Source organism: Rahnella sp. BIGb0236 (assembly GCF_004364755.1).
Classification (GTDB): Bacteria; Pseudomonadota; Gammaproteobacteria; order Enterobacterales; family Enterobacteriaceae; genus Rahnella; species Rahnella victoriana.
Map to the genome: position 1 here is coordinate 163,675 of NZ_SOAO01000006.1, position 23,165 is coordinate 186,839.

Below are 23,165 nucleotides of genomic sequence, written 5' to 3' on the forward strand. Positions count from 1 at the left end.
ACTCCTTATCGCTTCGCCTGCCAGATCCGCTGCTGATAATCGCGGATCGAACGGTCGGAACTGAACATCCCTACGCGGGCCGTGTTGAGGATTGTTTTACGCGTCCACTCATCCTGATCGCGATACAGCACGTCCACTTTCTGCTGCGCCGCGCAGTAATCCGCAAAGTCCGCCAGCACCAGATACGGATCGCCGCCGCCCAGCAGGCTGTCGAGCATCAGGCTGAACGCCTGCTTGTCACCATCGCTGAAGAAGCCATTTTCCAGTTCTTTAAGGATCTTATCCAGATGCTTGTCTTTCTTACGGATTTTCAGCGGATCGTAGCCTTTGGCCTGCAAGGCTTTTACCTGATCGACGGTATTGCCGAAGATGAAGATGTTGTCTTCCCCGACCTCTTCGGCGATCTCGACGTTCGCGCCGTCGAGCGTGCCGACGGTCAGCGCGCCGTTCAGCGCCAGCTTCATGTTGCCGGTGCCGGACGCTTCTTTACCGGCAGTCGAAATCTGCTCGGACACGTCAGCCGCCGGGATCATCAGTTCAGCCACGGACACGCGGTAATCCGGGATAAACACCACTTTGATGCGGTCGCGGACCCGCGGATCGTTATTCACTTTTTCCGCCACCTTGTTGATGGCGTAAATGATGTTTTTCGCCAGGTAATAACCCGGTGCGGCTTTCGCGCCGAACAGGAAGACGCGCGGCACCATGTCCATGTCCGGGTTATCGCGCAACTGGCGGTACAGCGACAAAATGTGCAGCAGATTGAGATGCTGACGTTTGTATTCGTGCAGGCGTTTGATCTGCACATCGAAAATCGCGTCCGGGTTGAGCGTCAGCCCCATGACGTTTTTGACGTAACCGGCCAGTTTGATTTTGTTCTGGCGCTTAATCGCCTGATAACGCTGACGGAATTTTTTATTCTCCGCAGAACTTTCCAGCCCTTTCAGCGCATCGAGATTGTTCACCCATTCGGTTTTCAGCGTGTCGTCAATCAGCGCAGACAACGCCGGGTTGCACTGTTTCAGCCAGCGGCGTGGCGTGATGCCGTTGGTGACGTTATGGAATTTGTTCGGCCACAACTGGTGATATTCCGGGAACAGATCTTTCACCACCAGCTCGGAATGCAGCGCCGCGACACCGTTCACCGCAAAGCCGCTGACCACGCACAGATTGGCCATGCGTACCTGTTTGTTCTGGTGAACTGACAGTTTCTCCCACACCGCTTTGTCGCCCGGCCACTGTTTTTCGACCACTTTTTTGAAGCGGGCGTTGATGGCTTTGATCAGCGAGAAATGGCGCGGCAGCAGGCTGCGCACCAGTTTTTCATCCCAGCACTCCAGCGCTTCCGGCATCAGCGTGTGGTTGGTGTAGGCAAACGTCTGGCTGGTGATCGCCCAGGCGGCGTCCCATTCCAGCTGGTGTTCGTCGAGCAAAATACGCAGCAGTTCAGGAATGGCGATGGTCGGGTGCGTGTCGTTGAGCTGGATGACTTCGAATTTCGGTAAATCTTCAATTTTGCGGCCGAGGAAATGATGACGGCGCAGGATATCGCCGACGGAACAGGCGCACTGGAAATACTGCTGCATCAGGCGCAGGCGTTTACCGGCGTCATGATTGTCGTTCGGATACAGCACTTTGGTGAGCTTCGCGGCATCAATGCCTTTCTGCTCCGCTTTGAGGAATTCGCCGTCGTTAAACAGCGTCAGGTCAAACGGATGCACGTCGGTGGCCTGCCACAGACGCAGCGGCTGGGTGACCCCGTTTTGGTAACCGACCACCGGCAGATCCCAGGCTTCACCGCGCAGGGTGAACGCCGGATGCCACTGTTCTGCGCCCTTTTCGTTTTTCGTCAGCTTGCCGCCAAAGGCGACATCGACGGACAGCGAGCTGTTGTGGCGGAACCACGGATAGCTTTCGCGGTGCCAGTTATCCGGCGCTTCCTGCTGTTTGCCTTCGCTGAAGGACTGACGGAATAAACCGTACTGATAATTCAGGCCGTAGCCCGTCGCCGGTTGCCCGACGGTAGCCATCGAATCGAGGAAACAGGCCGCCAGACGGCCTAATCCGCCATTCCCCAGCGCCGGATCGGTTTCCTGCTCCAGCACGTCAGCCAGCTCGACGCCCTGTTCTTTCAGCGCCTGACTGACCGTGTCATACCAGCCGAGATTAATCAGGTTATTCGCGGTCAGGCGCCCGATCAGGAATTCCATCGAAATATAGTTAACGTGGCGCTGCGGCTGTTTCGTGGCTTCTGGCGCGGGCTGCGCGCTCAGTTGTTCGGATAATGCGGCACTGGTGGCCTGCCACCACTGATGCGGAGTCATATCCTGTGCCTGTTGCAAACCGAACCCCTGCCACTGGCGTTTCAGCGCGGCTAAAAACTGTGTCTTATCCAAAGTCACCTGCATCACATGCCTCTTTATCCGGAAATTTGTTGGGAAAGTCTGATGTTGATTATCACTATGCTGACGCGTGTGTCGGTGAGCAGCATCATCCCGCCAAAGATTAGGCAGGGAGGAGAAACGGGGCGTAGCCGGAGGAGACGGGGCATCAGGGCGAATGCCCGAAAATTTGTATTAAGAAGTGTGATGCAGAGCAACTTAACGGCATGTAAAAACGTAACATTCTTGCAATCAATGTTTCAAAGGAGGACTTTAGAAAAAGTGATTAATTACACGCTGTGAAATAAATAACGCCCCTTCTGTCTTTCTGTCAAAAGAATCGAAAAAAATGCTGATCCCGTCAAAATTGAGCCGCCCGGTGCGGCAGCAAAATACAGTGGTTCGCGAGCGTCTTCTGACCAGGCTCTCGACTGCGCCCAATTATCGTCTGACCCTGGTCGCCAGTCCGGCGGGCTATGGTAAAACGACACTGGTGGCGCACTGGGCAGCAGGTAAAAGCGATCTCGGCTGGTATTCTCTTGATGAAAGCGACAACCAGCCGGAGCGGTTTGCCAGCTATCTGATTGCGGCGGTACAGCAGGCGTGCGGCGGACATTGCGTGAAAAGCGAGGCGCTGAGCCTCAAACATCAGTACGCCAGTTTACCGGCGCTGTTTGCCCAGCTTTTTGTCGAGCTTTCCGACTGGCATAGCCCGCTGTTGCTGGTCATTGACGATTATCATCTGATTTCCAATGACGCCATTCATGAAGGCATGCGTTTTTTCCTGCGTCACCAGCCGGAGAATCTGTCGCTGGTGGTGCTCTCGCGCACCCTGCCGCCGCTGGGCATCGCCAATATGCGTGTGCGGGATCAACTGCTGGAACTCAACGCCTCGCATCTGGCGTTTACTCATCCCGAAACCCAGCAGTTTTTCGATAACCGGCTGAAAGACCCGATTGATCAGGCAGACAGCGGACGCCTTTGTGATGAAGTCGCAGGCTGGGCCACCGCGCTCCAGCTGATCGCCCTGTCGGCACGCCAGTCCTCCCACTCTTCACAGCATTCAACCCAGCAATCCGCGCGCAAACTGGCCGGACTCAATGCCAGTCATCTGTCGGAATATCTGGTGGATGAAGTGCTGAATCGCGTTGACGCGCCGACCCGTGACTTTTTACTGCGCTGCTCGCTGCTGCGCTCAATGAATGATGCGCTGATCGTGCGCCTGACCGGCAGCGAAAATGGTCAGCAGCGTCTGGAAGAACTGGAGCGTCAGGGATTATTCATCAACCGGATGGATGACAGCGGCGAATGGTTTAACTTCCACCCGCTGTTTGCCACTTTCCTGCGCCAGCGTTGTCAGTGGGAACTGGCGACCGAACTGCCCGCCATTCACCGCGCGGCGGCAGAAGGCTGGCTGGCGCAAGGCTTCCCCGCCGAAGCCATTCATCACGCGCTGGGGGCGGAAGACACCAATATGCTGCGCGATATTCTGCTGCAACATGCCTGGTCGTTGTTCAATCAGAGCGAACTGGCGTTGCTGGAAGAGTGTCTGGCGGCGCTGCCTTACGACCGGCTGATCCAGAACCCGAAACTGGTGTTGTTACAGGCGTGGCTGGCGCAAAGTCAGCACCGTTATGCCGAAGTGGAAGCCTTGCTGGTGCGCGCGGAAAGCGAAATGCAGCAGCGCAATATCGTCATGGAACAGGAACTGGCGGCGGAATTTGATGCCCTGCGCGCGCAGGTGGCGATCAACGATGGCCGTCAGGATGAGGCGGAAAAACTGGCCGCCGACGCCCTGCGTTATCTGCCGTATGAAAGTTATTACAGCCGCATTGTGGCGACGTCGGTCACCGGCGAAATCCAGCACTGCAAAGGCGATCTGACCCGCGCCCTGCCGCTGATGCAACAAACCGAACAGATTGCCCGCCGACACGAGGCCTATCATTACGCCCTCTGGGCGCTGTTGCAGCAGAGTGAAATCCTGATTGCACAGGGCTTTTTGCAGGCCGCGTTCGAGATGCAGGATCGCGCCTTTGAACTGGTGCGCGAACAGCATCTTGAGCAGTTGCCGATGCACGAATTTTTACTGCGTCTTCGTTCACAACTGCTGTGGTCGTGGTCGCGCCTTGATGACGCCGAAGAAGCCGCCCGTCAGGGTCTGAGCGTGCTGACTAACTTCCAGCCGCAACAACAGTTGCAGTGTCTGGCGATGCTGGCGAAATGCTCGCTGGCGCGTGGTCAGCTCGACAATGCCCATCATCATCTGCAACGCTGCGAAACGTTGCTGAAAACCGGTCAGTATCATATCGACTGGCTGACCAATACCGACAAGCCGCGGGTGATTTACTGGCAGATGATCGGCGATAAAACCGCGGCGCGGCAGTGGCTGCAACAGGCGCGCAAACCCGACATGGCCGACAACCATTTCCAGCAAGGCCAGTGGCGCAATATTGCCCGCGTGCAGATTTTGCTGGAGAAGTTTGATGAAGCCGAAGTGGTGCTTGATGAACTGAATCAGAACGCCCGCCAGTTGCGCCTGACCAGTGATCTCAACCGTAACCTGCTGCTGAGCAATTTGCTGTACTGGCATACCGGCCGCAAAAGTGATGCCCAGCGGGTGCTGATTGAAGCCCTGACGCTGGCGAACCGCACCGGTTTTGTCAGCCATTTCGTCATTGAAGGCGAAATGATGGCGCAACAGCTGCGTCAGATGATCCAGCTCAATCTGCTGCCGGAACTGGAACAGCGTCGCGCCCAGCAAATTCTGCGCGAAATTAACCAGCATCATCGCCATAAGTTTGCCCATTTCGACGAAGGCTTCGTGAACAAACTGCTGACCCATCCGCAGGTGCCGGAACTGATCCGCACCAGCCCGCTGACTCAGCGCGAATGGCAGGTTCTGGGGCTGATCTACTCCGGTTACAGCAATGACCAGATTGCCGGTGAGCTGGACGTGGCCTCCACCACCATCAAAACGCACATCCGAAATCTGTATCAGAAACTGGGCGTCGCACACCGTCAGGAAGCGGTGCAGCAGGCGCAGCATCTGTTACAGGTCATGGGGTACGGCGCGTAAATTCCCTTCAACAATCCCGGTGATATTTCTACTTTTCATAACACATCAGCGAAATAAGTTGATGTGTTATGCCTATTTTTCATTAGCGAACATTTTTCGCTCAAAAATAAAATCCGGTGATATAATGTGACCATCATCACATTTTTGTAATTCACCATTTCTTCAGTAAAGCCCGGTGCCAACCCGTTGTCGCAGCCTTCCGGCTGATTGTGGCTTCGCGCAAGCGGCTGTAGTGAGTAAGGATTTTATCGATGGGTACATTAACTGCCGGGATTTTAATGATGCGCTGGGAACTGCTGAGCGCCTTTTTGATGTTCTGCACCAGCCAGCTGAATATTGTGTGTCGCCAGTCCAGCCGGAATACCATGGCTTTCGTTTGCAGTGGTGTCGGTCTGACCGTGACCTGCTTCTTCGTCATGAGCCTGATGGGCATGAGCTACGATGCCGCCGCCGTGGCGCAATTCTGGGTAAACACCAAAGACGTCTTCTTTGACGTGATGAGCAAAACCCCGACCGATATGTCTTACTACTATTAATCCGATGACCTGAACGGTTATTGCGAATTATGCCCGGGCAGAACAATGCGTTCTGCCTTTTTTATTGCCTGTCCTTTTCCCTGCCGCCGCATTGATGTTTATTTGTTCAGCGGTATATCACCTAATCCTAAATTTAAAAATTTGCGTGGCATATCGACTGTCTTCTTGTATCTGTCATGCGGATTACCTGTAAATTGCAGGCTGTCCCGAAGGATAAAAAGATATTGTGCGCAGGCCATAAACTATTCATTGCTAATAGTTGAACGGTCGTATTAGATTCTCACATTATGTTTTTCTTAGAATGATCATTGCTTTGTTTGCTTCAGGCTGCTGAATTTTCTCTGATTTGGCTCCCCTGCTTATGGCTGAAGGAATTCCGATGAATACGCATCACATGCTTGGCGCGTTCGTGTTACTGGTAAGTTCTGCTTCTACATTTGCCGTTGAAACAACGGGTATCCCTCAGGATCAGGTAAAAGAGCGCAACGCGTTCATTGCCGACCTGATGAAAAAAATGACCCTTGATGAAAAAATCGGTCAGCTGAATCTGGTGACTGTGGGGACGGATTATCCGAAAGAAGCCATCATGGCCGATATCCGCGCCGGTAAAGTCGGCGGTGTGTTTAACACGGTGACCAAACCCGATATCCGTCGTCTTCAGGACGAAGTGAAATACAGCCGCCTGAAAATCCCTCCTTTCTATGCCTATGACGTGGTCCACGGCCAGCGCACGATTTTCCCGATCAGCCTTGGCCTTGCCGCCAGCTGGGATATGCAGGCCGTCGCCACCAGCGCCCGTATTTCTGCGCTGGAAACCGCCGCCGATGGTCTGAACATGACCTTCTCGCCGATGGTGGATATCACCCGTGATCCGCGCTGGGGCCGTGTGTCCGAAGGCTTTGGCGAAGACACCTACCTGACCTCGCGTCTCGCTCATGAAATCGTTACCGGTTATCAGGGCAAAGACCCGTCTGCGCCGGACGCCGTGATGGCTAACGTCAAACACTATGCGCTGTACGGTGCCGTCGAAGGTGGCCGCGAATACAACACCGTGGACATGAGCCTGACCCGCATGTTCAACGATTACATGCCGCCTTATAAAGCAGCAGTCGATGCCGGTGCCGGTGGGGTGATGGTGGCGCTGAACAGCGTGAACGGCATTCCTGCCACCTCAAACACCTGGCTGCTGAAAGATATCCTGCGCGACGACTGGCAGTTCAAAGGCCTGACCGTCAGCGACCACGGCGCCATCGGCGGGCTGGTCAAACACGGCGTGGCCGAAGACGATCGTCAGGCGGCCGCCATGGCGCTGAAAGCCGGTGTCGATATGGACATGGCCGACAATATGTACGGTAAGTACCTGAAAGGTTTACTCGCCGACGGTCTGGTCAGCCAGCAAGACATTGACCGTGCCGTGCGTGACGTCCTGGCCGCGAAATGGGACATGGGGCTGTTTGTCGATGAATATCGCCATTTAGGCCCGCAGTCGAGTGACCCGGCAGACACCAACGCTGAAAGCCGTCTGCATCGTCAGGAAGCCCGCGAAGTGGCGCGGACCTCGCTGGTGCTGCTGAAAAATAGCAACCAGACATTGCCGTTACAGAAAAAAGGCACCATTGCCGTGATCGGCGCGCTGGCTGACAGCAAACGCGACGTGATGGGGAGCTGGTCGGCAGCCGGTAAAGCGGCACAGGCCGTGACCGTGTTGCAGGGCATGAAAGACGTGCTCGGCGATCAGGGCACTATCCTGTATGCGCGTGGCGCGAACGTCACCAACGATCAGGGAATGGTGGATTTCCTCAACTCTTACGACAAACAAGTGATCAACGATCCGCGTAAACCGCAGGAAATGATCGACGAAGCGGTGAAAACGGCGGAAAAATCTGACGTCGTGGTCGCGGTAGTGGGCGAAGCGCAGGGCATGGCACACGAAGCCTCCAGCCGTTCTGACATCAACATTCCTCAGAGCCAGCGTGACCTGCTGAAAGCCCTGAAAGCCACCGGTAAACCGCTGGTGATCGTGCTGATGAATGGCCGTCCGCTGACGCTGACGTGGGAGAATGAGATCTCTGATGCCATGCTGGAAACCTGGTTCAGCGGCACCGAAGGCGGCCATGCCATTGCCGATGTCCTGTTTGGCGATTACAACCCGTCCGGCAAACTGCCGATGACCTTCCCGCGCTCTGTCGGGCAAATCCCGCTGTATAACAGCGTGCTCAATACCGGTCGTCCGTTTAATGCGCAGCATCCGGATAAATACACCACCCGTTATTTCGATATCACCAACGGTCCGCTGTTCCCGTTTGGCTATGGCCTGAGCTACACCAGCTTCAGCGTCTCTGACGTGAGCGTGTCCTCTTCCACCATGGATGCGAAACATCCGCTGACCGCCAGCGTAACGGTGAAAAACACCGGTAAAGTCAGCGGTGCCACTATCGTGCAGATGTACCTGCAGGATGTGACCGCCTCGATCAGCCGTCCGGTGAAAGAGCTGAAGAACTTCGAAAAAATCAATCTGCAACCGGGCGAAGAGAAAATCGTTACATTTGCCATCAATGAAAAAGATTTACGTTTTTACAACGACAAGTTGAAATGGGCGTCTGAACCTGGAAAGTTCAATGTATTCGTAGGGTTAGATTCTCAGGATGTGAAACAAAGCAGCTTCCTGCTGAAATAATACACCGGGCCTGAAATCAGGCCAGGAACACAGTCAAAAACCTTCTCTCGCAGGCGGACATCCGGCAACGGTGCCCGCCTGTTCTGAGCAGTAATTTCTGTCTGGCGACTGGATATATAACCGACAGTTGCTAACCTTAAATTCAATGTGTTACGCCCTCCTGACCTGATCCGCGCTTGCGGAGCGGTGCGGGTGTGCTGAACAGAGTAAGCTCCGTCTGTGCTGACTGTCGCCATGTCGCCACACTGGCGGCGTATAGCGTTCTTTGCGGAGAAACATTCATGGTCGACTCTCAAGATGCCTCCATCTTGTACCTGCATTTTGGTACACCCCGCCCTTATTGGCGACTGGGTTCAGACAGCAATGCCCTGGAGTTATCCGCAGAGAAAGGCGTCGTCAATGTTGCTATCCCCCTGACGCAGTGGCAGGCCGGGAAAATCCGCCAACTGACCGGCATTACCTCCAGTTTTACCCTGGATATCACCTTATTCGGTTCCCCCGTTCGCCTGTACCTTGTCGGGCGAAAAATCGACAGCAAAGCCTGGGCGGGTACCGCTTCTGCGTATCAGGATACGGAATCGGTCGCGCACGATCTTGAAGTCGGCCTGACCTTCGCGGAACAGGTAGTTTCCGAAGCCAATTCCGTGATCGTCATTATCGATCAGGAAGGCAAAATCCACCGTTTCAACCGCCTGAGCGAAGAATATACCGGCCTGCGTGAAGAAGATGTCATCGGGCGCAGCGCCTATGACTTATTCATGTCGATGGAAGAAGGGCTGGCCTCGCGTCAGAACATCAATGGTTTTTTTCAGCATCAGCAATCTTATGAAGTTGAGCGTTGGATCAACACCGTCAAAGGCCAGCGGCTGTTTCTGTTCCGCAATAAATTCGTGCACAGCGGCAGCGGAAAACAGCAAAAATACCTGATCTGCTCAGGCTCTGATATTACCGACGAGCGCAAGGCGCAGGAACGTTTACGCGTACTGGCGAACACCGATCTGGTCACCGGTTTTGCTAACCGTAATGCCTTACAGGAATCGCTGGCGAAAGCCTTACTTGAACGCGGCGAAAGCCAGGTCGGCCTGATCTATCTCGATCTGGATAACTTCAAAAAGGTGAACGACGCCTACGGCCATATGTTTGGCGATCACCTGCTGCGCGCAGTCTCCGATGCCATTCAGGATTGTCTGTCGCCGAACGATAAACTGGCGCGACTGGGCGGCGATGAATTCATTATTCTTAGCCTCCACGCTGATCTCAGCACGCTGGAAGAACTCAGCCGGCGGGTGCTGCGCAGGCTGAGCCTGCCGTTTCGTATCGGACTGATTGAAGTCTATACCGGCTGTTCCGGCGGTATCGCCATTTGCCCGGAACACGGCACCGACGGCGATACGCTGTTGCAGAATGCCGATACCGCCATGTATGTGGCAAAGGAAAAAGGCAAAAACGCCCACTGCGTTTTTTCGCCGGGCATGAACGAGAAAGCCTCGGAATACATGTGGTTAGATACCCATCTGCGTAAGGCGCTGGTGGAGAAAGATCAGCTGGTGTTGCACTATCAGCCGAAAGTCTCGCTGTACGGCACAGTGCAAAGTGTCGAAGCATTGCTGCGCTGGAATTCGCCGGAACGCGGCCTCATTCAGCCACAAAGTTTTATTCCCTATGCGGAAGAATCCGGTCTGATCACGCCGATCGGCAAATGGGTGATTGAAACCGCCACCCGTCAGGCAACGGAATGGCAGAAGAAAGGGCTGAACCTGCGTGTTGCAGTGAATCTTTCCGGGCGGCAGCTCAATAACGGATCCTTTATCACCACGCTGTCGGAAGCGATGAAAAAAGCCGGAATGAAAGGCTGTTTGCTGGATTTTGAGCTGACGGAAAGTTGTCTGGTGGAAGATGAAGGTTCCGCAGTCAGCATGATCAATCAGCTGCATAAACTTGGCGCGCAGGTGCATCTGGATGATTTCGGCACCGGTTATTCCTCGTTGTCGCAACTGGCGCGCATCCCCCTCGACTGCATCAAGCTGGATCAAAGTTTTATTCGCGGCATCAATGACAATCCGGTGTCTCAGGCGCTGGTGCGGGCGATCGTGGCCGTGGCAAAAACCCTGCAACTGACCGTGGTGGCGGAAGGGGTGGAAACGGCGGAAGAAGAGAAACTGATTGACGAAATTGGTGTGGACAGCAAACAGGGATTTCTTTACGCCAAGCCAATGCCCGCGGCTGAGCTGGAGCACTGGCTTGAGGAAAAAAGTGTTGCTTCACCCAATGTGTTTAAACATAAAGCAAAACAGAAATAGCGCCAGTGACGGGCTGTTTCTGCCTGCTGCTAGCCGGTTTTACGCAATGATGCCGTATGCCGGTTTTGCAGCATGACCAGACGCTCCATATAACTCAGATCTTTCTCCTCCAGCGTAAACGCCGCATCCACCCAGTCCTCCGTAATATCCATCAGTTCTGAACGTGACAGTTGCAGCACACGCTGACGTGCGCGGATCATCGCCCGGATGCCGTTGAGTTTGGGCCGCAGGACATCCATAAAGGTACGGGTCGCGTTGAACGCTTCCCCCGGCTGGAACAGCACATCCACCAGCCCGCGGCTTTCAAACCATTCCGCCGTGTGTGACTCGCCGGTAGAGATCAGTTCCTCCGCCAGCTTCATGCCCGCCTTGCGGGAAACCAGCGAATACCCGCCCATACCGGGGAACAGGTTAAAGGCGATTTCAGGGAATCCCATCCGCGCGGTGTTTTGCGCCAGCACATAATGGTGCGCCAGAGCCGCCTCAAACCCGCCACCGAGCGCCGTACCTTCAATCATCGACAAACTGATCGCGCCCACATCAAACCCGCGTGCGGCGGCGTGAACGCAGTCCACACAGGCTCTGGCGTAAGCACGTAACGCCTCGCGTTTGTTGTTGACGATAGAGTCCACGAAGAAACTCAAATCCCCGCCGACATTGTACATATTGGGCACCAGGGAGCCGGTGACCCAAAAGTCAAAACGCAATCCGGAGGCTTTGGCGGCATAGGTCAGCGTCATAATGTCTTCGATAAGTTCCTGATTGAAACACGGACGTGGATAAGACCTGAGCATCATCCACATGACATTACGCCCTTCTTCATAATAGGCTGCAATTTGGGACAAATGCCCGGCTTCGGTAAACGGGCGGCAGGCTGTATGGTCAATAAGATTCATAGTATATATCCAGGTTAGGAATGAATTTTTAGGGTGAAGCAGCTCCAGCCTAGTCCAGCTCTAACCCGAACTGAATCGATTCGATATGCTTTTATAAAAATAATCCTAACCGGCACTGTCCGGTAAAAAATTGTTAAAAATAAACAACCTGCGAACAATCAATATTGTGTAAAAACAAAGAAATAATGTTTTTATCTGCTATGTTGTGCCGTTTGAACCCCGCAAAAATAACCCGATTTAATTAAATAACTCTGATTAATAATATGCGGAATAGTTAATTAACCCTCAGCGATCGGCGCGGAGTGATACATATCACAGTCATTGCACGCTGACTTTCCAATTGTCCTGCCAGCGGCTAAATTGAATTCATCTCCTCCGACCACTTAAGAGAATTCCATGACTGATCGCGCTTCGCTGTTTTATCCGCACCTGCTGGCGCCGCTGGATTTAGGTTTTACCCAACTGAAAAACCGCGTGCTGATGGGATCAATGCACACCGGTCTTGAGGAACGCGAGGACGGGCCTGAACGTCTGGCGGCCTTCTATGCCGAACGCGCCGCTGCGGGCGTCGGGCTGATTGTCACGGGAGGCATTTCACCGAACGCGCAGGGCGTGGTGTATCAGGGCGGGTCAATCCTCGCCGAACAGGAGCACATCACTCATCATCGCGTGGTGACTGACGCGGTACATGCCGCGGGCGGCAAAATCGCCTTGCAGATCCTTCACGCAGGGCGTTACAGCTATCAGCCCCACCCCGTCGCGCCCTCTGCCCTGCAGGCACCGATCAACCGTTTTACGCCACACGCGCTGACTGAAGAGGAAATCGACTCCACACTGGCGGATTTCGCCCGCTGCGCGCAGCTTGCCAAAGAGTCGGGTTACGACGGCGTGGAAATCATGGGTTCCGAAGGTTATCTGATTAACCAGTTTCTCACCGCACGCACCAACCAGCGCACCGACCGCTGGGGCGGTTCAGCGGATAACCGCATGCGCTTCGCCACCGAGGCCGTACGCCGCGTACGTGAAACCTGTGGCCGGGAATTCATCATCATTTATCGTTTATCCATGCTGGATCTGGTCGAAGAAGGCTCGGACTGGCAGGAAGTCGAAATGCTGGCGCAACGCATCGAACAGGCGGGGGCGAGCATTATCAACACCGGGATTGGCTGGCATGAAGCGCGCATTCCGACCATCGCCACTATGGTGCCCCGCGCCGCCTTCAGCTGGGTGACGCAAAAACTGATGGGCAAAGTGGGCATTCCGCTGATCACCACTAACCGCATTAACGATCCTGACGTGGCGGAGAAAATCCTCGCCGAAGGCTGTGCGGATATGGTGTCAATGGCGCGCCCGTTCCTTGCCGATCCGGCCTTTGTCGAAAAAGCCGCGCAGGGGCGTGCTGATGAGATCAATACCTGCATCGGCTGTAATCAGGCCTGTCTGGATCAGATATTTGCCGGTGAAGTCACTTCCTGTCTGGTGAACCCGCGCGCCTGCCGGGAAACGCAGTTACCGGTGACCCGCGCGGACATCACCAAACGTCTGGCGGTGGTCGGCGCTGGCCCGGCCGGACTGGCCTTTGCCACCACGGCCGCCAGCCGCGGACATCACGTCACACTGTTCGATGCACACAATGAAATCGGCGGGCAATTTAATGTCGCCAAACAGATCCCCGGTAAAGAAGAGTTTTATCAGACGCTGCGTTATTACTCGCGTCAGCTGACTTTGCTGGGCGTGACGCTGCGTCTGGGCGAAGCCGTCAACGCCAGTCAGTTAACGGGCTATGACGACGTGATCCTCGCCTGTGGTATTTCTCCGCGCCTGCCGGATATTGCGGGCATTGATCATCCGTGCGTGCTGACCTATCTCGAGGTGCTGCGCGAGAAAAAACCGGTCGGCCAGCGCGTGGCGATTATCGGCGCGGGCGGCATCGGTTTCGATACCGCCGAATACCTGATCCACAACGGCCCGTCATCGAGCCTCAGCACGCAGGCTTTCAGTCAGGAATGGGGAATTGACCAGAGCCTGACGCATCGCGGCGGTCTGGCACCCACCGGGCCACAGCCTGAACCCGCCGCACGGGACATCGTGCTGCTGCAACGCAAAACCACCAAAGTCGGCGCAGGGCTGGGGAAAACCACCGGCTGGATCCACCGCGCCAGCCTGTTGCAGCGTGGTGTGAAAATGCAAAGCGGCGTCAGTTACGAACGTATCGATGACGCGGGTCTGCATCTGATCATGAACGGCGAACCGGTGTGTCTGGCAGTGGATAACGTGATTATCTGCGCCGGACAGGAACCGCAGCGTGCGCTGTATCAGCCATTGCAGGAAGCCGGAAAAAACGTGCATCTGATCGGCGGCGCCGACGTGGCCGTCGAACTGGATGCGCGTCGTGCTATCGACCAGGGCACCCGGCTGGCGCTGAAGATTTAGAAAACGGCATCAGAAACTCCAGCCGAAAAAAAGCCGCGATAAGCGGCTTTTTCATGTCAGCGATTCAGCGATCAGTGATGCGCAGCGGTTTTCACGGCACGCAGGATCACAAATTTCTGGTTGGTGGCGATGGTGGTGCAGTTGCCGAACAGGCGACGTAATTTCTGGTAGTAATCCAGATGGCGGTTACCGACGATGCGCAGTTCGCCGCCGGTTTGCAGGCAACGTTTGGCGTCGCAGAACATGCGCCACGCGGTGTCATCACTGATCACCGTGCCCTGATGGAACGGCGGGTTACACAGCACGGCGTGCAGCGTTTCGCGCTCAACACCGGCCAGCATGTTGTTCACGTCAAAATGACAGCGGCTGAGATCCTGCGGCAAATTGTTTTCGACGTTTAGACGGCTCGACTCTACCGCCATATACGATTCATCGACGAACAGCATTTCCGCATCCGGGTTCAGCGCCAGCGCGGTCATGCCGATCACGCCGTTACCGCAGCCCAGATCCGCCATACGCCCTTCGATACCTTCCGGCAGATGCTGCATAAAGAAGCGAGCGCCGATATCCAGACCGCCGCGTGAGAACACGTTGGCGTGGTTGGAGATACGGAATTCACTGTCATCCAGCGCCCATTCTGCAATCACCGGCCCGGCGGTTTGCGCAGGCAAAGTGGCTTCACAATGGATCAGACGGGCTTTTTTCCACGCCAGACTGGTTTTGGTCGGCCCGAGGATTTTCTCGAACAATTGCAGCGTAGAGGTATGAATATCACGGGCTTTTGCGCCGGCGATAATCTGGGTGTCCGGCGTCACCACTTCACGCAGCGCCAGCAATTGTTGTTCCAGCAGCGCCAGCGTTTTTGGCACTTTGATGATCACCAGACCCGGATTGATTGGCAACGGCACCAGGCTGCTTTGCGCCGCCACGCTGTCTTCGTCAAACCCGTTAAGGCGCAGGTTATGGCGCATCGCCAGCTGACTCATGAAGGAGTCATTGATGCTGGTCGGATTGTGCGGCTGCAATGCGCAGGCCAGCGTGCCAAAGGCATCGTTGAAAATAAGCAGCGGACGGCCGTTGAGCGCCTCAGTGTTCAGGTTTTGCAGCAGATATTCATCGGCCGCTTCCCATGCCTGCAACTGTGTTGCCGCTTCTTCCAGCGGATAACGTTCCAGACGCAGTTGCAATAACTGACCACCGGTTTCGGTTTCAAATTGGCTCATTGGCCCTCCTCATATTCAATTTGCGCTGTTTATCCCTTAATTTGGTCTATCAGTAAAACGTTTTTTCAGTTAAAAAGGGGTTTATCTGCCGGATCCGCGCGATCGTGACAAAAATGGCGCTGACCGGTACAGCATCTTTTCCCCGGCAATAAGAGACAAAGCAAACAGTTATGCCTGAATTGACCTATCTGCAAGGCTATCCGGAGTCGCTTCAGGCTCAGGTGCGACAGTTAATCGACCAGGAACGTTTAGGTAAAGTCTTGCTGACGCGCTATCCCGAGCCGCACGAACTGACCACCGACAAGTCGCTCTATCAGTATACGCTCGACCTGAAAAACCAGTTTTTGCGCAGTTCATCGCCGTTAAGCAAAGTGGCGTACGACAATAAAATCCACGTGATGAAACACGCGCTGGGGCTGCATACCGCGATATCCCGCATTCAGGGCGGCAAGCTGAAAGCCAAAGCGGAAATCCGCGTGGCGACGGTGTTTAAAAGCGCGCCGGAAGCGTTTCTGAAAATGATCGTGGTGCATGAACTCGCGCACCTGAAAGAAAAAGAACACAACAAAGCCTTCTACAGCCTGTGCTGTCATATGACGCCTGACTATCATCAGTTAGAATTCGACACGCGCATGTACCTGACGCATCTGGAAATATTCGGTAAGTTGTACCAATAATAATTCACTATAGGGATTTCACATGATTCGCTTCGCAGTCGTCGGCACTAACTGGATCACCCAGCGTTTTATTGATGCCGCACACGAGAGCGGTAAGATGAAGCTGACCGCGATTTATTCCCGCACGCTGGATGGCGCGAAAAAGCTCGGCGAGGATTATCCGGTTGAGCATTACTTTGATTCCCTCGAAGAGATGGCCGCCTCCGATCTGATTGATGCGGTGTATATTGCCAGCCCGAATTCCCTGCATTATCCGCAGTCGCTGTTGTTCCTCCGTCATAAAAAACATGTGATTTGCGAAAAGCCGCTGGTCTCCAACCTGCGTGAAGCCGAAAGCCTGATTGCCTGTGCGAAAGAGAACAACGTGGTGCTGTTCGAAGCCTTCAAAACCGCGTATCTGCCGAATTTCCTGCACATGAAAGGCGCGCTGAACCGCATCGGTAAATTGCGCAAGGCCATTCTGAATTACTGCCAGTATTCCTCACGTTATCCGCGCTATCTGGCCGGTGAAAACCCGAACACCTTTAATCCGGCGTTTTCCAACGGCTCAATCATGGATATCGGCTATTACTGTCTGGCCAGCGCCATTTCGCTGTTTGGCGAACCGGAGTCGGTCAAAGCCACCGCGACCTTGCTGGAAAGCGGCGTTGATGGTCAGGGGACGGTGATTTTGTCGTATGCCGGTGATTTCGAAGTGGTGATCAACCACTCCAAAATCAGCGACTCCCTGCTGCCCAGTGAAATTCAGGGCGAGGACGGCACCTTGCAGATGGAAAAACTGTCTGAATGCCAGACGCTCAGCCTGACGCCACGCGGCAGCCAGAAGCTGGATCTGACCCAGCCTCAGCACATCAACACCATGCTGTACGAAGCAGAAACTTTTGCGATTCTGGTCGACAGCCAGTTTGTCGCGCACCCGGGGCTGGAAGTCTCGCGCATCACTGCCAAAGTGCTGACGGAAATCCGCCGTCAGACCGGCGTGGTGTTCCCGGCAGACCAGCAGCCCTCATGATTCATTCCATTCGGGAGTAACAGATGATTGCACCCAGCCAGAAACCGCTGTTGATTTTACAGACCGGCCACGCGCCGGAACCTATCCGTCGGGCGCACGATAACTTTCCGCAGATGTTTATCCGTCAGGGCGATATCGATGCGCAGCAGGTGGTGATTGTCGATTTACAGGCGGGTGAGCGCCCGTTGCCGCCGGAAAATTATTGCGGGGCGATCATTACCGGTTCGCGCAGCATGGTCACCGAGCATCTGGCGTGGAGCGAAGACGCGGCGGACTGGGTACGGCTGGGCATGTTGCAGGAATTACCGATGTTCGGTGCCTGCTACGGTCATCAGCTGATGGCGTATGCGCTGGGCGGCGAAGTGAATTACCATCCGCAGGGCATTGAAGTGGGTACACACGAGGTCATGCTGACGCCAGCCGGGCATCTGGATCCGCTGGTGTCACAGCTTCCGGCGCAGTTCGCGGCCAATCTGATCCACCTGCAAACCGTCATTACGCCGCCTGCGACCGCGACGGTGCTGGCGAAAACAGTGCACGATCCGCATCAGATCCTGCGCTACGGCCCGAATGCTATCAGCACGCAGTTCCATCCCGAATTCAGTCTGGCGGTGATGAAAACTTATCTCTCGTGGCTGGGATCCCTCGCCGAAGACGATACGGTGGATTTTGCACAACAGGCTCAGCAACTTAGCGAAACACCGCTCAGCCGCGGCCTGCTGCTGGCCTTTGTCGGCGCACTCGGCAAACGTCAGGCGCTGGCGGGTTAATGCGCTAAAATGTTTCTGAATGTTTGACACCAGACACATTTTGCATTAATTTGCGAACTGCAAAGGGGAGTAACTTCTTCGTCGGATAATCGTCATTACGGTGTCTGGACCCGCGCTCACGCAGCGCCGTCTCAGCCACCCGGTTACCGGGGCAAAGATAAGCATTCATAAGATGAATACTTATCTTTGTAAGTGAGACCTTGCCGGAAGGCGAGGTTGCTCACAGCTCAAAAAATGAGCGGCTAACGTCTTCCGACGCTGGCCGTTTTTTTTTGATGTTTTTTCGAGGATATCGCAATGATGAACTCCGTAGGCAACCCGATGTTGTGGGGCTCCTTTGCCGTGGTAGTGATAATTATGCTCGCGTTCGACCTGCTGTTGCAGGGCCGCAAAGGCGCGCAAACCATGAGTATGAAAAGTGCCGCGATGTGGTCGCTGGTGTGGATAGGCCTGTCGTTGCTGTTCAACTTCGGCTTCTGGTGGTATCTCAACGGCGAGTTTGGCAGTGAAGTGGCCGATGCCAAGGCCACCATGTTCCTGACCGGCTATTTGCTGGAAAAAGCGCTGGCGGTGGATAACGTCTTCGTCTGGCTGATCCTGTTCAGTTACTTCTCCATTCCGGCCAACCTGCAACGCCGCGTACTGGTGTACGGCGTGCTCGGTGCCATCGTCTTGCGTACCGGTATGATTTTCGCCGGCAGCTGGCTGGTGGGGCAATTCAGCTGGATTTTATATGTGTTCGGCGCGTTCCTGCTGTTCACCGGTATCAAGATGGCGCTGGCGAAGGAAGATGACGGCGAAGTGGGCGAAAAGCCGATGATCCGCTGGCTGCGCAGTAAAATGCGTATGACCGACGAATTGCAGGGCGAGAAATTCTTCGTGCGCCGTAACGGTATTCTGTTCGCCACACCGCTGCTGCTGGTGCTGATCATGGTCGAACTGAGTGACGTGATTTTCGCGGTTGACAGTATCCCGGCTATTTTCGCGGTGACCACCGACCCGTTCATCGTGCTGACGTCTAACCTGTTTGCGATCCTCGGCCTGCGTGCGATGTACTTCCTGCTGGCGGGCGTGGCAGAGCGGTTCTCGATGCTGAAATACGGTCTGGCGGTGATCCTGATTTTCATCGGTATCAAGATGCTGCTGCTCGATGTGTTCCACATTCCGGTGGGAATATCGCTGGGCGTGATCGCGTCGATTCTGATCATCACCTTGCTGATTAACACCTGGGTGAACCGTCGGGCTGACCTCGCAAAATCCAAAAAATAAGCGGGCATCGATCGCAAAATACTGTCATCAGGCGGGCGCTAACAAGCGCCCGTTATTTTTTGAGCTAGATTCTGCTAGTCTCCTGCTTCGCCGTTCAGGACACGAACGGTGATAACGAATAAAAAAGGGAAAATCATGCAAACACCATCCTCTCCGTCATTTGTAAAACGCTTCACCGACAGCAGTCTGGTGATGCAAATTCTGGTCGGCTTAATCGCCGGTATCATCCTCGCGGCACTGGCGCCGGAAGTGGCAAAAACAGCAGGTCTGCTCGGCAGCCTGTTTGTCGGCGCGCTGAAAGCCGTCGCGCCGTTGCTGGTGTTAGTGCTGGTGACCGCCTCCATTACCAATCATCCCAAAGGCAGGAAAACCGCGCTCGGCCCGATCCTGTTTCTGTATCTCTTCGGGACGTTTTCAGCGGCGCTGATTGCCGTCGTGGTCAGTTTTATGTTCCCCTCGACGCTGGATCTGAAAGTCGCTAACGTCGAAATCACGCCGCCGGGAGGCATTGCGGAGGTGCTGAAAGGGCTGATTATGAGCATTGTGTCTAACCCGTTCCGCGCCCTGATCGATGCGAATTATATCGGCATTCTGGCCTGGGCGATTGGCCTTGGGCTGGCGCTGCGTCAGGCTGCTGATACGACGAAAAATCTGGTCACGGATGTCTCGGTGGCCGTCACCAAAATTGTCCGTGTGGTGATCCGCTTTGCGCCACTGGGGATTTTCGGTCTGGTCGCCGAAACACTGGCCACCAGCGGATTTGGCGCACTCTACGATTACGCCCATCTGCTTGCCGTGCTGATCGGGTGTATGTTGCTGGTGGCGCTGGTATTTAACCCGCTGATCGTGCTGGTGAAAACCCGTCGCAATCCTTACCCACTGGTCTTTGCCTGCCTGCGTGAAAGTGGCGTCACCGCCTTCTTCACCCGCAGTTCTGCCGCCAATATTCCGGTCAACATGAACCTTTGCCGCAAACTGGGGCTGGATGAAGACACCTATTCCGTGTCGATCCCGCTGGGTGCCACCATCAATATGGCGGGCGCGGCGATCACCATTACGGTGCTGACGCTGGCGGCGGTCACGACGCTGGGTATTGAAGTGGATATTCTGACGGCGCTGTTGCTGAGCGTGATGGCGGCGGTGTGCGCCTGTGGCGCGTCAGGGGTGGCGGGCGGTTCGCTGCTGCTGATCCCGATGGCATGCAGCCTGTTTGGCATTCCCAATGACATCGCCATGCAGGTGGTGGCTGTCGGCTTCATCATCGGTATTTTGCAGGATTCAGCGGAAACTGCGCTGAACTCTTCCACAGATGTGTTGTTTACCGCCGCAGCCTGTCAGAAACACTGATCCTTCCTGCACCGGGCAGCCCCTGCCGCCCGGTGCATTGCCTTACGGCTTCACGCCGTTCAGCAACACCTCCAGCGGGTACACCATCGCGATCACCAGTTCGTCATGGATCGCAGCCGCATCATCCAGCTGAGCCTGCGCCTGCCGGCGTTCCTGCGCTGTCAGGGATCCACCTTTTTGCAGTTTATCCAGCCACGTCAGCCCTAACGCAGATAACCCGCCAAGCTGTTCCGCCACCGGCTGCAACGGTTTCAGCACATAGTTTTGCGCCAGCACTGGTTTCACCTGCTCCGCGCTACGCTGCCAGCTTTCCAGTTGCTCACGCACAGATTGCGCCGCCTGCGCATTTTTCGGATCCTGTACCAGCGTATTCATCTGCGCAGCAAACTCACGTACGGCGTTGCTTTCTGCCGGTAACGCATCGGCCAGACGGTTCAGCGGCTCGGACTGGGTGTAATGTCCGGCCTGGAATTTGAGGTGCTGACGGGTGTAATACTGTGCCGGTTCCAGCGCCGTCGAGAAGCTGAGCAGCGGCGCAATATCCGTGCTGTCAGCCAGCCGCGTCATCAGCCGCGTCGTTTCCACATGCTGTTGCAGCCCGGCTGATACCACCGACCAGGCGTCGATTTTCGCCAGCCGCTGATACATATTGCCGGTGTCTTTCACGTCCTGCGCCGACCAAAGCCGTTCCGCGACAACAAAACCGCGCGGCCAGAGTTTCAGATCCAGAATTTGCGAGGTGATATTTTCCTGCCACAGCGCCGCTTCGCCACCGAGGATATTTTTCATCCCCGCCGCATCCGGCACCACCGGCGGCAGACCGTCCGGCACCGCGCTGAGCGGGCTGCCGGTCACCGGATAACGCGCATTGCCGATAATGAAATAGCCAGCGAATTGGCCGTCTTTCAGGCTCAGCACCGGCCGCGTGTCGCCCATCCAGGTATCGACGGCGAAACTGACGCGACCGTCGTGGTGCCAGACGATATCGCGCACTGCGCGTCGCGTTTTGCCCGTGAAATCAATAAACCCGCGCCAGCCATCTTTGCCCTCTATCAGCGTAAAGCTGCCGTCCACCGGTTTGCCTTTCAGGCGCGGCATGTTGAACGTCCAGCTTTGCGCTTTTTCCCCTTCGGCCACGTTAGGATCCACACCCAGCGGCTGCGGCAAAATCTCATTGCGATAGTGATAGGCCGCGCTGTGCGGCTGATCGAGATAGAAACCGGTGGAGAGAATGCCCTGATAGCCCTTCTGCGCGCTGGCACCCAGTGAATCTGGCCCCTGCCATGACTGGATCACGATGTCATGCGGCAGATCCGGGTGGAAAATTTCGTCCCAGCCGACCATTTTTCGCTGGTGTTGTTGCAGGATCTTCTGCAGACGGGTGTTGAAATAGGCCTGCAAAGCGTGAGTGTCAGCGATGCCCTTTTCTTTCATGAACGCCTGGATCGGTTTCGAGGTTTTCCACTGGGTGGCGTCCACTTCGTCCCCGCCGATGTGCAGATACGGATCAGGGAAGATCTGCGTCAGTTCGCCGACGATGGCATCCGCAAAGGCATAGACTTGTTCACTGGTCGGATCCAGCGTCGGTTCGTGTACGCCCCAGGATCGTTCCATTTTGTACGGCCCCGGCGCGCTGAGCAGTTCGGGATAGGCGACCGCAATCGCGGAGGCATGGCCCGGCATATCGATTTCCGGCACCACGCGGATCCCCCGCGCCGTGGCGTAGGCCACCACCTCTTTCATCTGCGTCACGGTGTAAAACTGCCCGTCGCTCGCCAGTTGCTGCAGTTTGGGATACTTCTGCGATTCGAAACGCCAGCCCTGATCGTCGCTGAGATGCCAGTGCAGCACGTTGAGTTTCGCCGCCGCCATGCCATCGAGCTGACGTTTGATATCCGGCAACGGCAGAAAATGGCGGGCAGAATCGAGCAGCACGCCGCGCCACGCGAAACGCGGCTGATCGTGAATGCTGACCAGCGGGATAAAGGTGTTTTCGCCGTCGTTCTGCACCAGCTGTAACAACGTTTCCATGCCGCGCATCGCGCCGAAACGGCTGCTGGCAGTCAGCGTTGCGCCTTGCGGCGTGACCTCCAGCCGGTAGCTTTCATCACTGTCCGGCATCGGCTGCGCCGCGACTTTCTTCTGAATGATGATCGTGATGGCCGCCTGACCGCTGACCGTTTCGCTATTTTGCGGCAACAGATACCAGCCGGTTTGCTGCGCCAGACGTTCGCGCCAGCGGTTAACCTCAGGCATCAGCGCATCGCCTTTCACCTGGATCTGTAGCGCCTCACTGAGGACAAATTTACCGGCAGGCGAAGTGACATCCACCTGCTGCGGCCACGGCATCAGCGGTAAATTCCCGGCTGGCGCGGCAAAGGCGGAAAAGGTGAGAAACAGGGATGAAGCCAGAAGGGTACGACGGAAAGGCATTAACATCGGTGAAATTCCTCAGAGTAAAAAGCGCGCCATCTTAGCCCGCTGAATCTAAAGGAATAACTATAGTCGCTGGATAAAATAAAGGCGGTGACTGAGTTAACAATCACCGCCTTTATGATTAATGTGAAA

The 23,165-nt window shown here is 55.4% G+C and carries 14 protein-coding genes; 10 read left to right on the forward strand and 4 right to left on the reverse strand.

The window, feature by feature from the left end; all coding sequences use genetic code 11:
* Positions 1 to 5: 5 nt before the first annotated feature.
* Complete coding sequence (gene malP / locus EDF78_RS14295) at positions 6 to 2,408, reverse strand: maltodextrin phosphorylase (RefSeq protein WP_133823334.1); 2,403 nt, start codon at positions 2,406 to 2,408, stop codon at positions 6 to 8.
* Between the two features lie 322 nt (positions 2,409 to 2,730).
* On the opposite strand from malP, the gene malT reads away from it, so the two are divergent.
* The 4 genes from malT to pdeR all read left to right on the forward strand — a co-directional run bounded on the left by malT (position 2,731) and on the right by pdeR (position 10,970).
* On the forward strand, positions 2,731 to 5,457 hold the full coding sequence (gene malT / locus EDF78_RS14300) for an HTH-type transcriptional regulator MalT (protein ID WP_133823335.1): 2,727 nt from the start codon (positions 2,731 to 2,733) through the stop codon (positions 5,455 to 5,457).
* Between the two features lie 251 nt (positions 5,458 to 5,708).
* Entirely contained in the window at positions 5,709 to 5,993 is a 285-nt protein-coding gene (locus EDF78_RS14305; RefSeq protein WP_119823343.1) for a YjcB family protein, read from the forward strand.
* A 394-nt stretch (positions 5,994 to 6,387) separates the two neighbouring features.
* On the forward strand, positions 6,388 to 8,670 hold the full coding sequence (bglX, locus tag EDF78_RS14310) for a beta-glucosidase BglX (RefSeq protein WP_347876871.1): 2,283 nt from the start codon (positions 6,388 to 6,390) through the stop codon (positions 8,668 to 8,670).
* Positions 8,671 to 8,951: 281 nt separating this feature from the next.
* Positions 8,952 to 10,970 carry a cyclic di-GMP phosphodiesterase gene (pdeR, locus tag EDF78_RS14315; protein ID WP_119823347.1) on the forward strand — a complete coding sequence of 673 codons (2,019 nt, stop codon included), beginning with the start codon at positions 8,952 to 8,954 and terminating at the stop codon, positions 10,968 to 10,970.
* A gap of 29 nt (positions 10,971 to 10,999) precedes the next feature.
* Here pdeR and EDF78_RS14320 read toward each other — a convergent pair whose 3' ends face one another.
* Positions 11,000 to 11,866, reverse strand: a complete 867-nt coding sequence (locus EDF78_RS14320) for a crotonase/enoyl-CoA hydratase family protein (protein ID WP_113877142.1) — start codon at positions 11,864 to 11,866, stop codon at positions 11,000 to 11,002.
* 396 nt (positions 11,867 to 12,262) lie between these two features.
* Here EDF78_RS14320 and EDF78_RS14325 point away from each other — a divergent pair, with 396 nt between their 5' ends.
* The gene (locus EDF78_RS14325; RefSeq protein ID WP_133823336.1) at positions 12,263 to 14,299 is read left to right on the forward strand and encodes an NADPH-dependent 2,4-dienoyl-CoA reductase; all 2,037 of its coding nucleotides are present in this window, start codon (positions 12,263 to 12,265) and stop codon (positions 14,297 to 14,299) included.
* A gap of 71 nt (positions 14,300 to 14,370) precedes the next feature.
* On the opposite strand, the gene rlmG is transcribed toward EDF78_RS14325, so the two are convergent.
* Positions 14,371 to 15,522, reverse strand: coding sequence for a 23S rRNA (guanine(1835)-N(2))-methyltransferase RlmG (gene rlmG / locus EDF78_RS14330; protein ID WP_095923619.1), 1,152 nt, complete (start codon positions 15,520 to 15,522; stop codon positions 14,371 to 14,373).
* A gap of 170 nt (positions 15,523 to 15,692) precedes the next feature.
* On the opposite strand from rlmG, the gene EDF78_RS14335 reads away from it, so the two are divergent.
* The 5 genes from EDF78_RS14335 to sstT all read left to right on the forward strand — a co-directional run bounded on the left by EDF78_RS14335 (position 15,693) and on the right by sstT (position 20,597).
* Entirely contained in the window at positions 15,693 to 16,199 is a 507-nt protein-coding gene (locus EDF78_RS14335) for a M48 family metallopeptidase (protein ID WP_013573860.1), read from the forward strand.
* 22 nt (positions 16,200 to 16,221) lie between these two features.
* Positions 16,222 to 17,211, forward strand: a complete 990-nt coding sequence (locus tag EDF78_RS14340) for a Gfo/Idh/MocA family oxidoreductase (protein ID WP_119823354.1) — start codon at positions 16,222 to 16,224, stop codon at positions 17,209 to 17,211.
* A 23-nt stretch (positions 17,212 to 17,234) separates the two neighbouring features.
* A complete protein-coding gene (locus EDF78_RS14345) occupies positions 17,235 to 17,981 on the forward strand; it encodes a glutamine amidotransferase (RefSeq protein ID WP_133823337.1) in 747 nt (248 codons plus the stop codon).
* A 300-nt stretch (positions 17,982 to 18,281) separates the two neighbouring features.
* The gene (locus EDF78_RS14350; RefSeq protein ID WP_133823379.1) at positions 18,282 to 19,250 is read left to right on the forward strand and encodes a TerC family protein; all 969 of its coding nucleotides are present in this window, start codon (positions 18,282 to 18,284) and stop codon (positions 19,248 to 19,250) included.
* A gap of 135 nt (positions 19,251 to 19,385) precedes the next feature.
* Positions 19,386 to 20,597 carry a serine/threonine transporter SstT gene (gene sstT, locus EDF78_RS14355; protein WP_095923622.1) on the forward strand — a complete coding sequence of 404 codons (1,212 nt, stop codon included), beginning with the start codon at positions 19,386 to 19,388 and terminating at the stop codon, positions 20,595 to 20,597.
* A 42-nt stretch (positions 20,598 to 20,639) separates the two neighbouring features.
* Here sstT and EDF78_RS14360 read toward each other — a convergent pair whose 3' ends face one another.
* Entirely contained in the window at positions 20,640 to 23,036 is a 2,397-nt protein-coding gene (locus EDF78_RS14360; RefSeq protein ID WP_133823338.1) for a family 20 glycosylhydrolase, read from the reverse strand.
* Positions 23,037 to 23,165 lie beyond the last annotated feature (129 nt).

Excerpts from the sequence above, each read along its gene's own strand:
- malP (WP_133823334.1), bottom strand. The coding sequence starts at position 2,408 with ATGCAGGTGACTTTGGATAAGACACAGTTTTTAGCCGCGCTGAAACGC.
- malT (WP_133823335.1), top strand. The coding sequence starts at position 2,731 with ATGCTGATCCCGTCAAAATTGAGCCGCCCGGTGCGGCAGCAAAATACA.
- EDF78_RS14305 (WP_119823343.1), top strand. The coding sequence starts at position 5,709 with ATGGGTACATTAACTGCCGGGATTTTAATGATGCGCTGGGAACTGCTG.
- bglX (WP_347876871.1), top strand. The coding sequence starts at position 6,388 with ATGCTTGGCGCGTTCGTGTTACTGGTAAGTTCTGCTTCTACATTTGCC.
- pdeR (WP_119823347.1), top strand. The coding sequence starts at position 8,952 with ATGGTCGACTCTCAAGATGCCTCCATCTTGTACCTGCATTTTGGTACA.
- EDF78_RS14320 (WP_113877142.1), bottom strand. The coding sequence starts at position 11,866 with ATGAATCTTATTGACCATACAGCCTGCCGCCCGTTTACCGAAGCCGGG.
- EDF78_RS14325 (WP_133823336.1), top strand. The coding sequence starts at position 12,263 with ATGACTGATCGCGCTTCGCTGTTTTATCCGCACCTGCTGGCGCCGCTG.
- rlmG (WP_095923619.1), bottom strand. The coding sequence starts at position 15,522 with ATGAGCCAATTTGAAACCGAAACCGGTGGTCAGTTATTGCAACTGCGT.
- EDF78_RS14335 (WP_013573860.1), top strand. The coding sequence starts at position 15,693 with ATGCCTGAATTGACCTATCTGCAAGGCTATCCGGAGTCGCTTCAGGCT.
- EDF78_RS14340 (WP_119823354.1), top strand. The coding sequence starts at position 16,222 with ATGATTCGCTTCGCAGTCGTCGGCACTAACTGGATCACCCAGCGTTTT.
- EDF78_RS14345 (WP_133823337.1), top strand. The coding sequence starts at position 17,235 with ATGATTGCACCCAGCCAGAAACCGCTGTTGATTTTACAGACCGGCCAC.
- EDF78_RS14350 (WP_133823379.1), top strand. The coding sequence starts at position 18,282 with ATGAACTCCGTAGGCAACCCGATGTTGTGGGGCTCCTTTGCCGTGGTA.
- sstT (WP_095923622.1), top strand. The coding sequence starts at position 19,386 with ATGCAAACACCATCCTCTCCGTCATTTGTAAAACGCTTCACCGACAGC.
- EDF78_RS14360 (WP_133823338.1), bottom strand. The coding sequence starts at position 23,036 with ATGTTAATGCCTTTCCGTCGTACCCTTCTGGCTTCATCCCTGTTTCTC.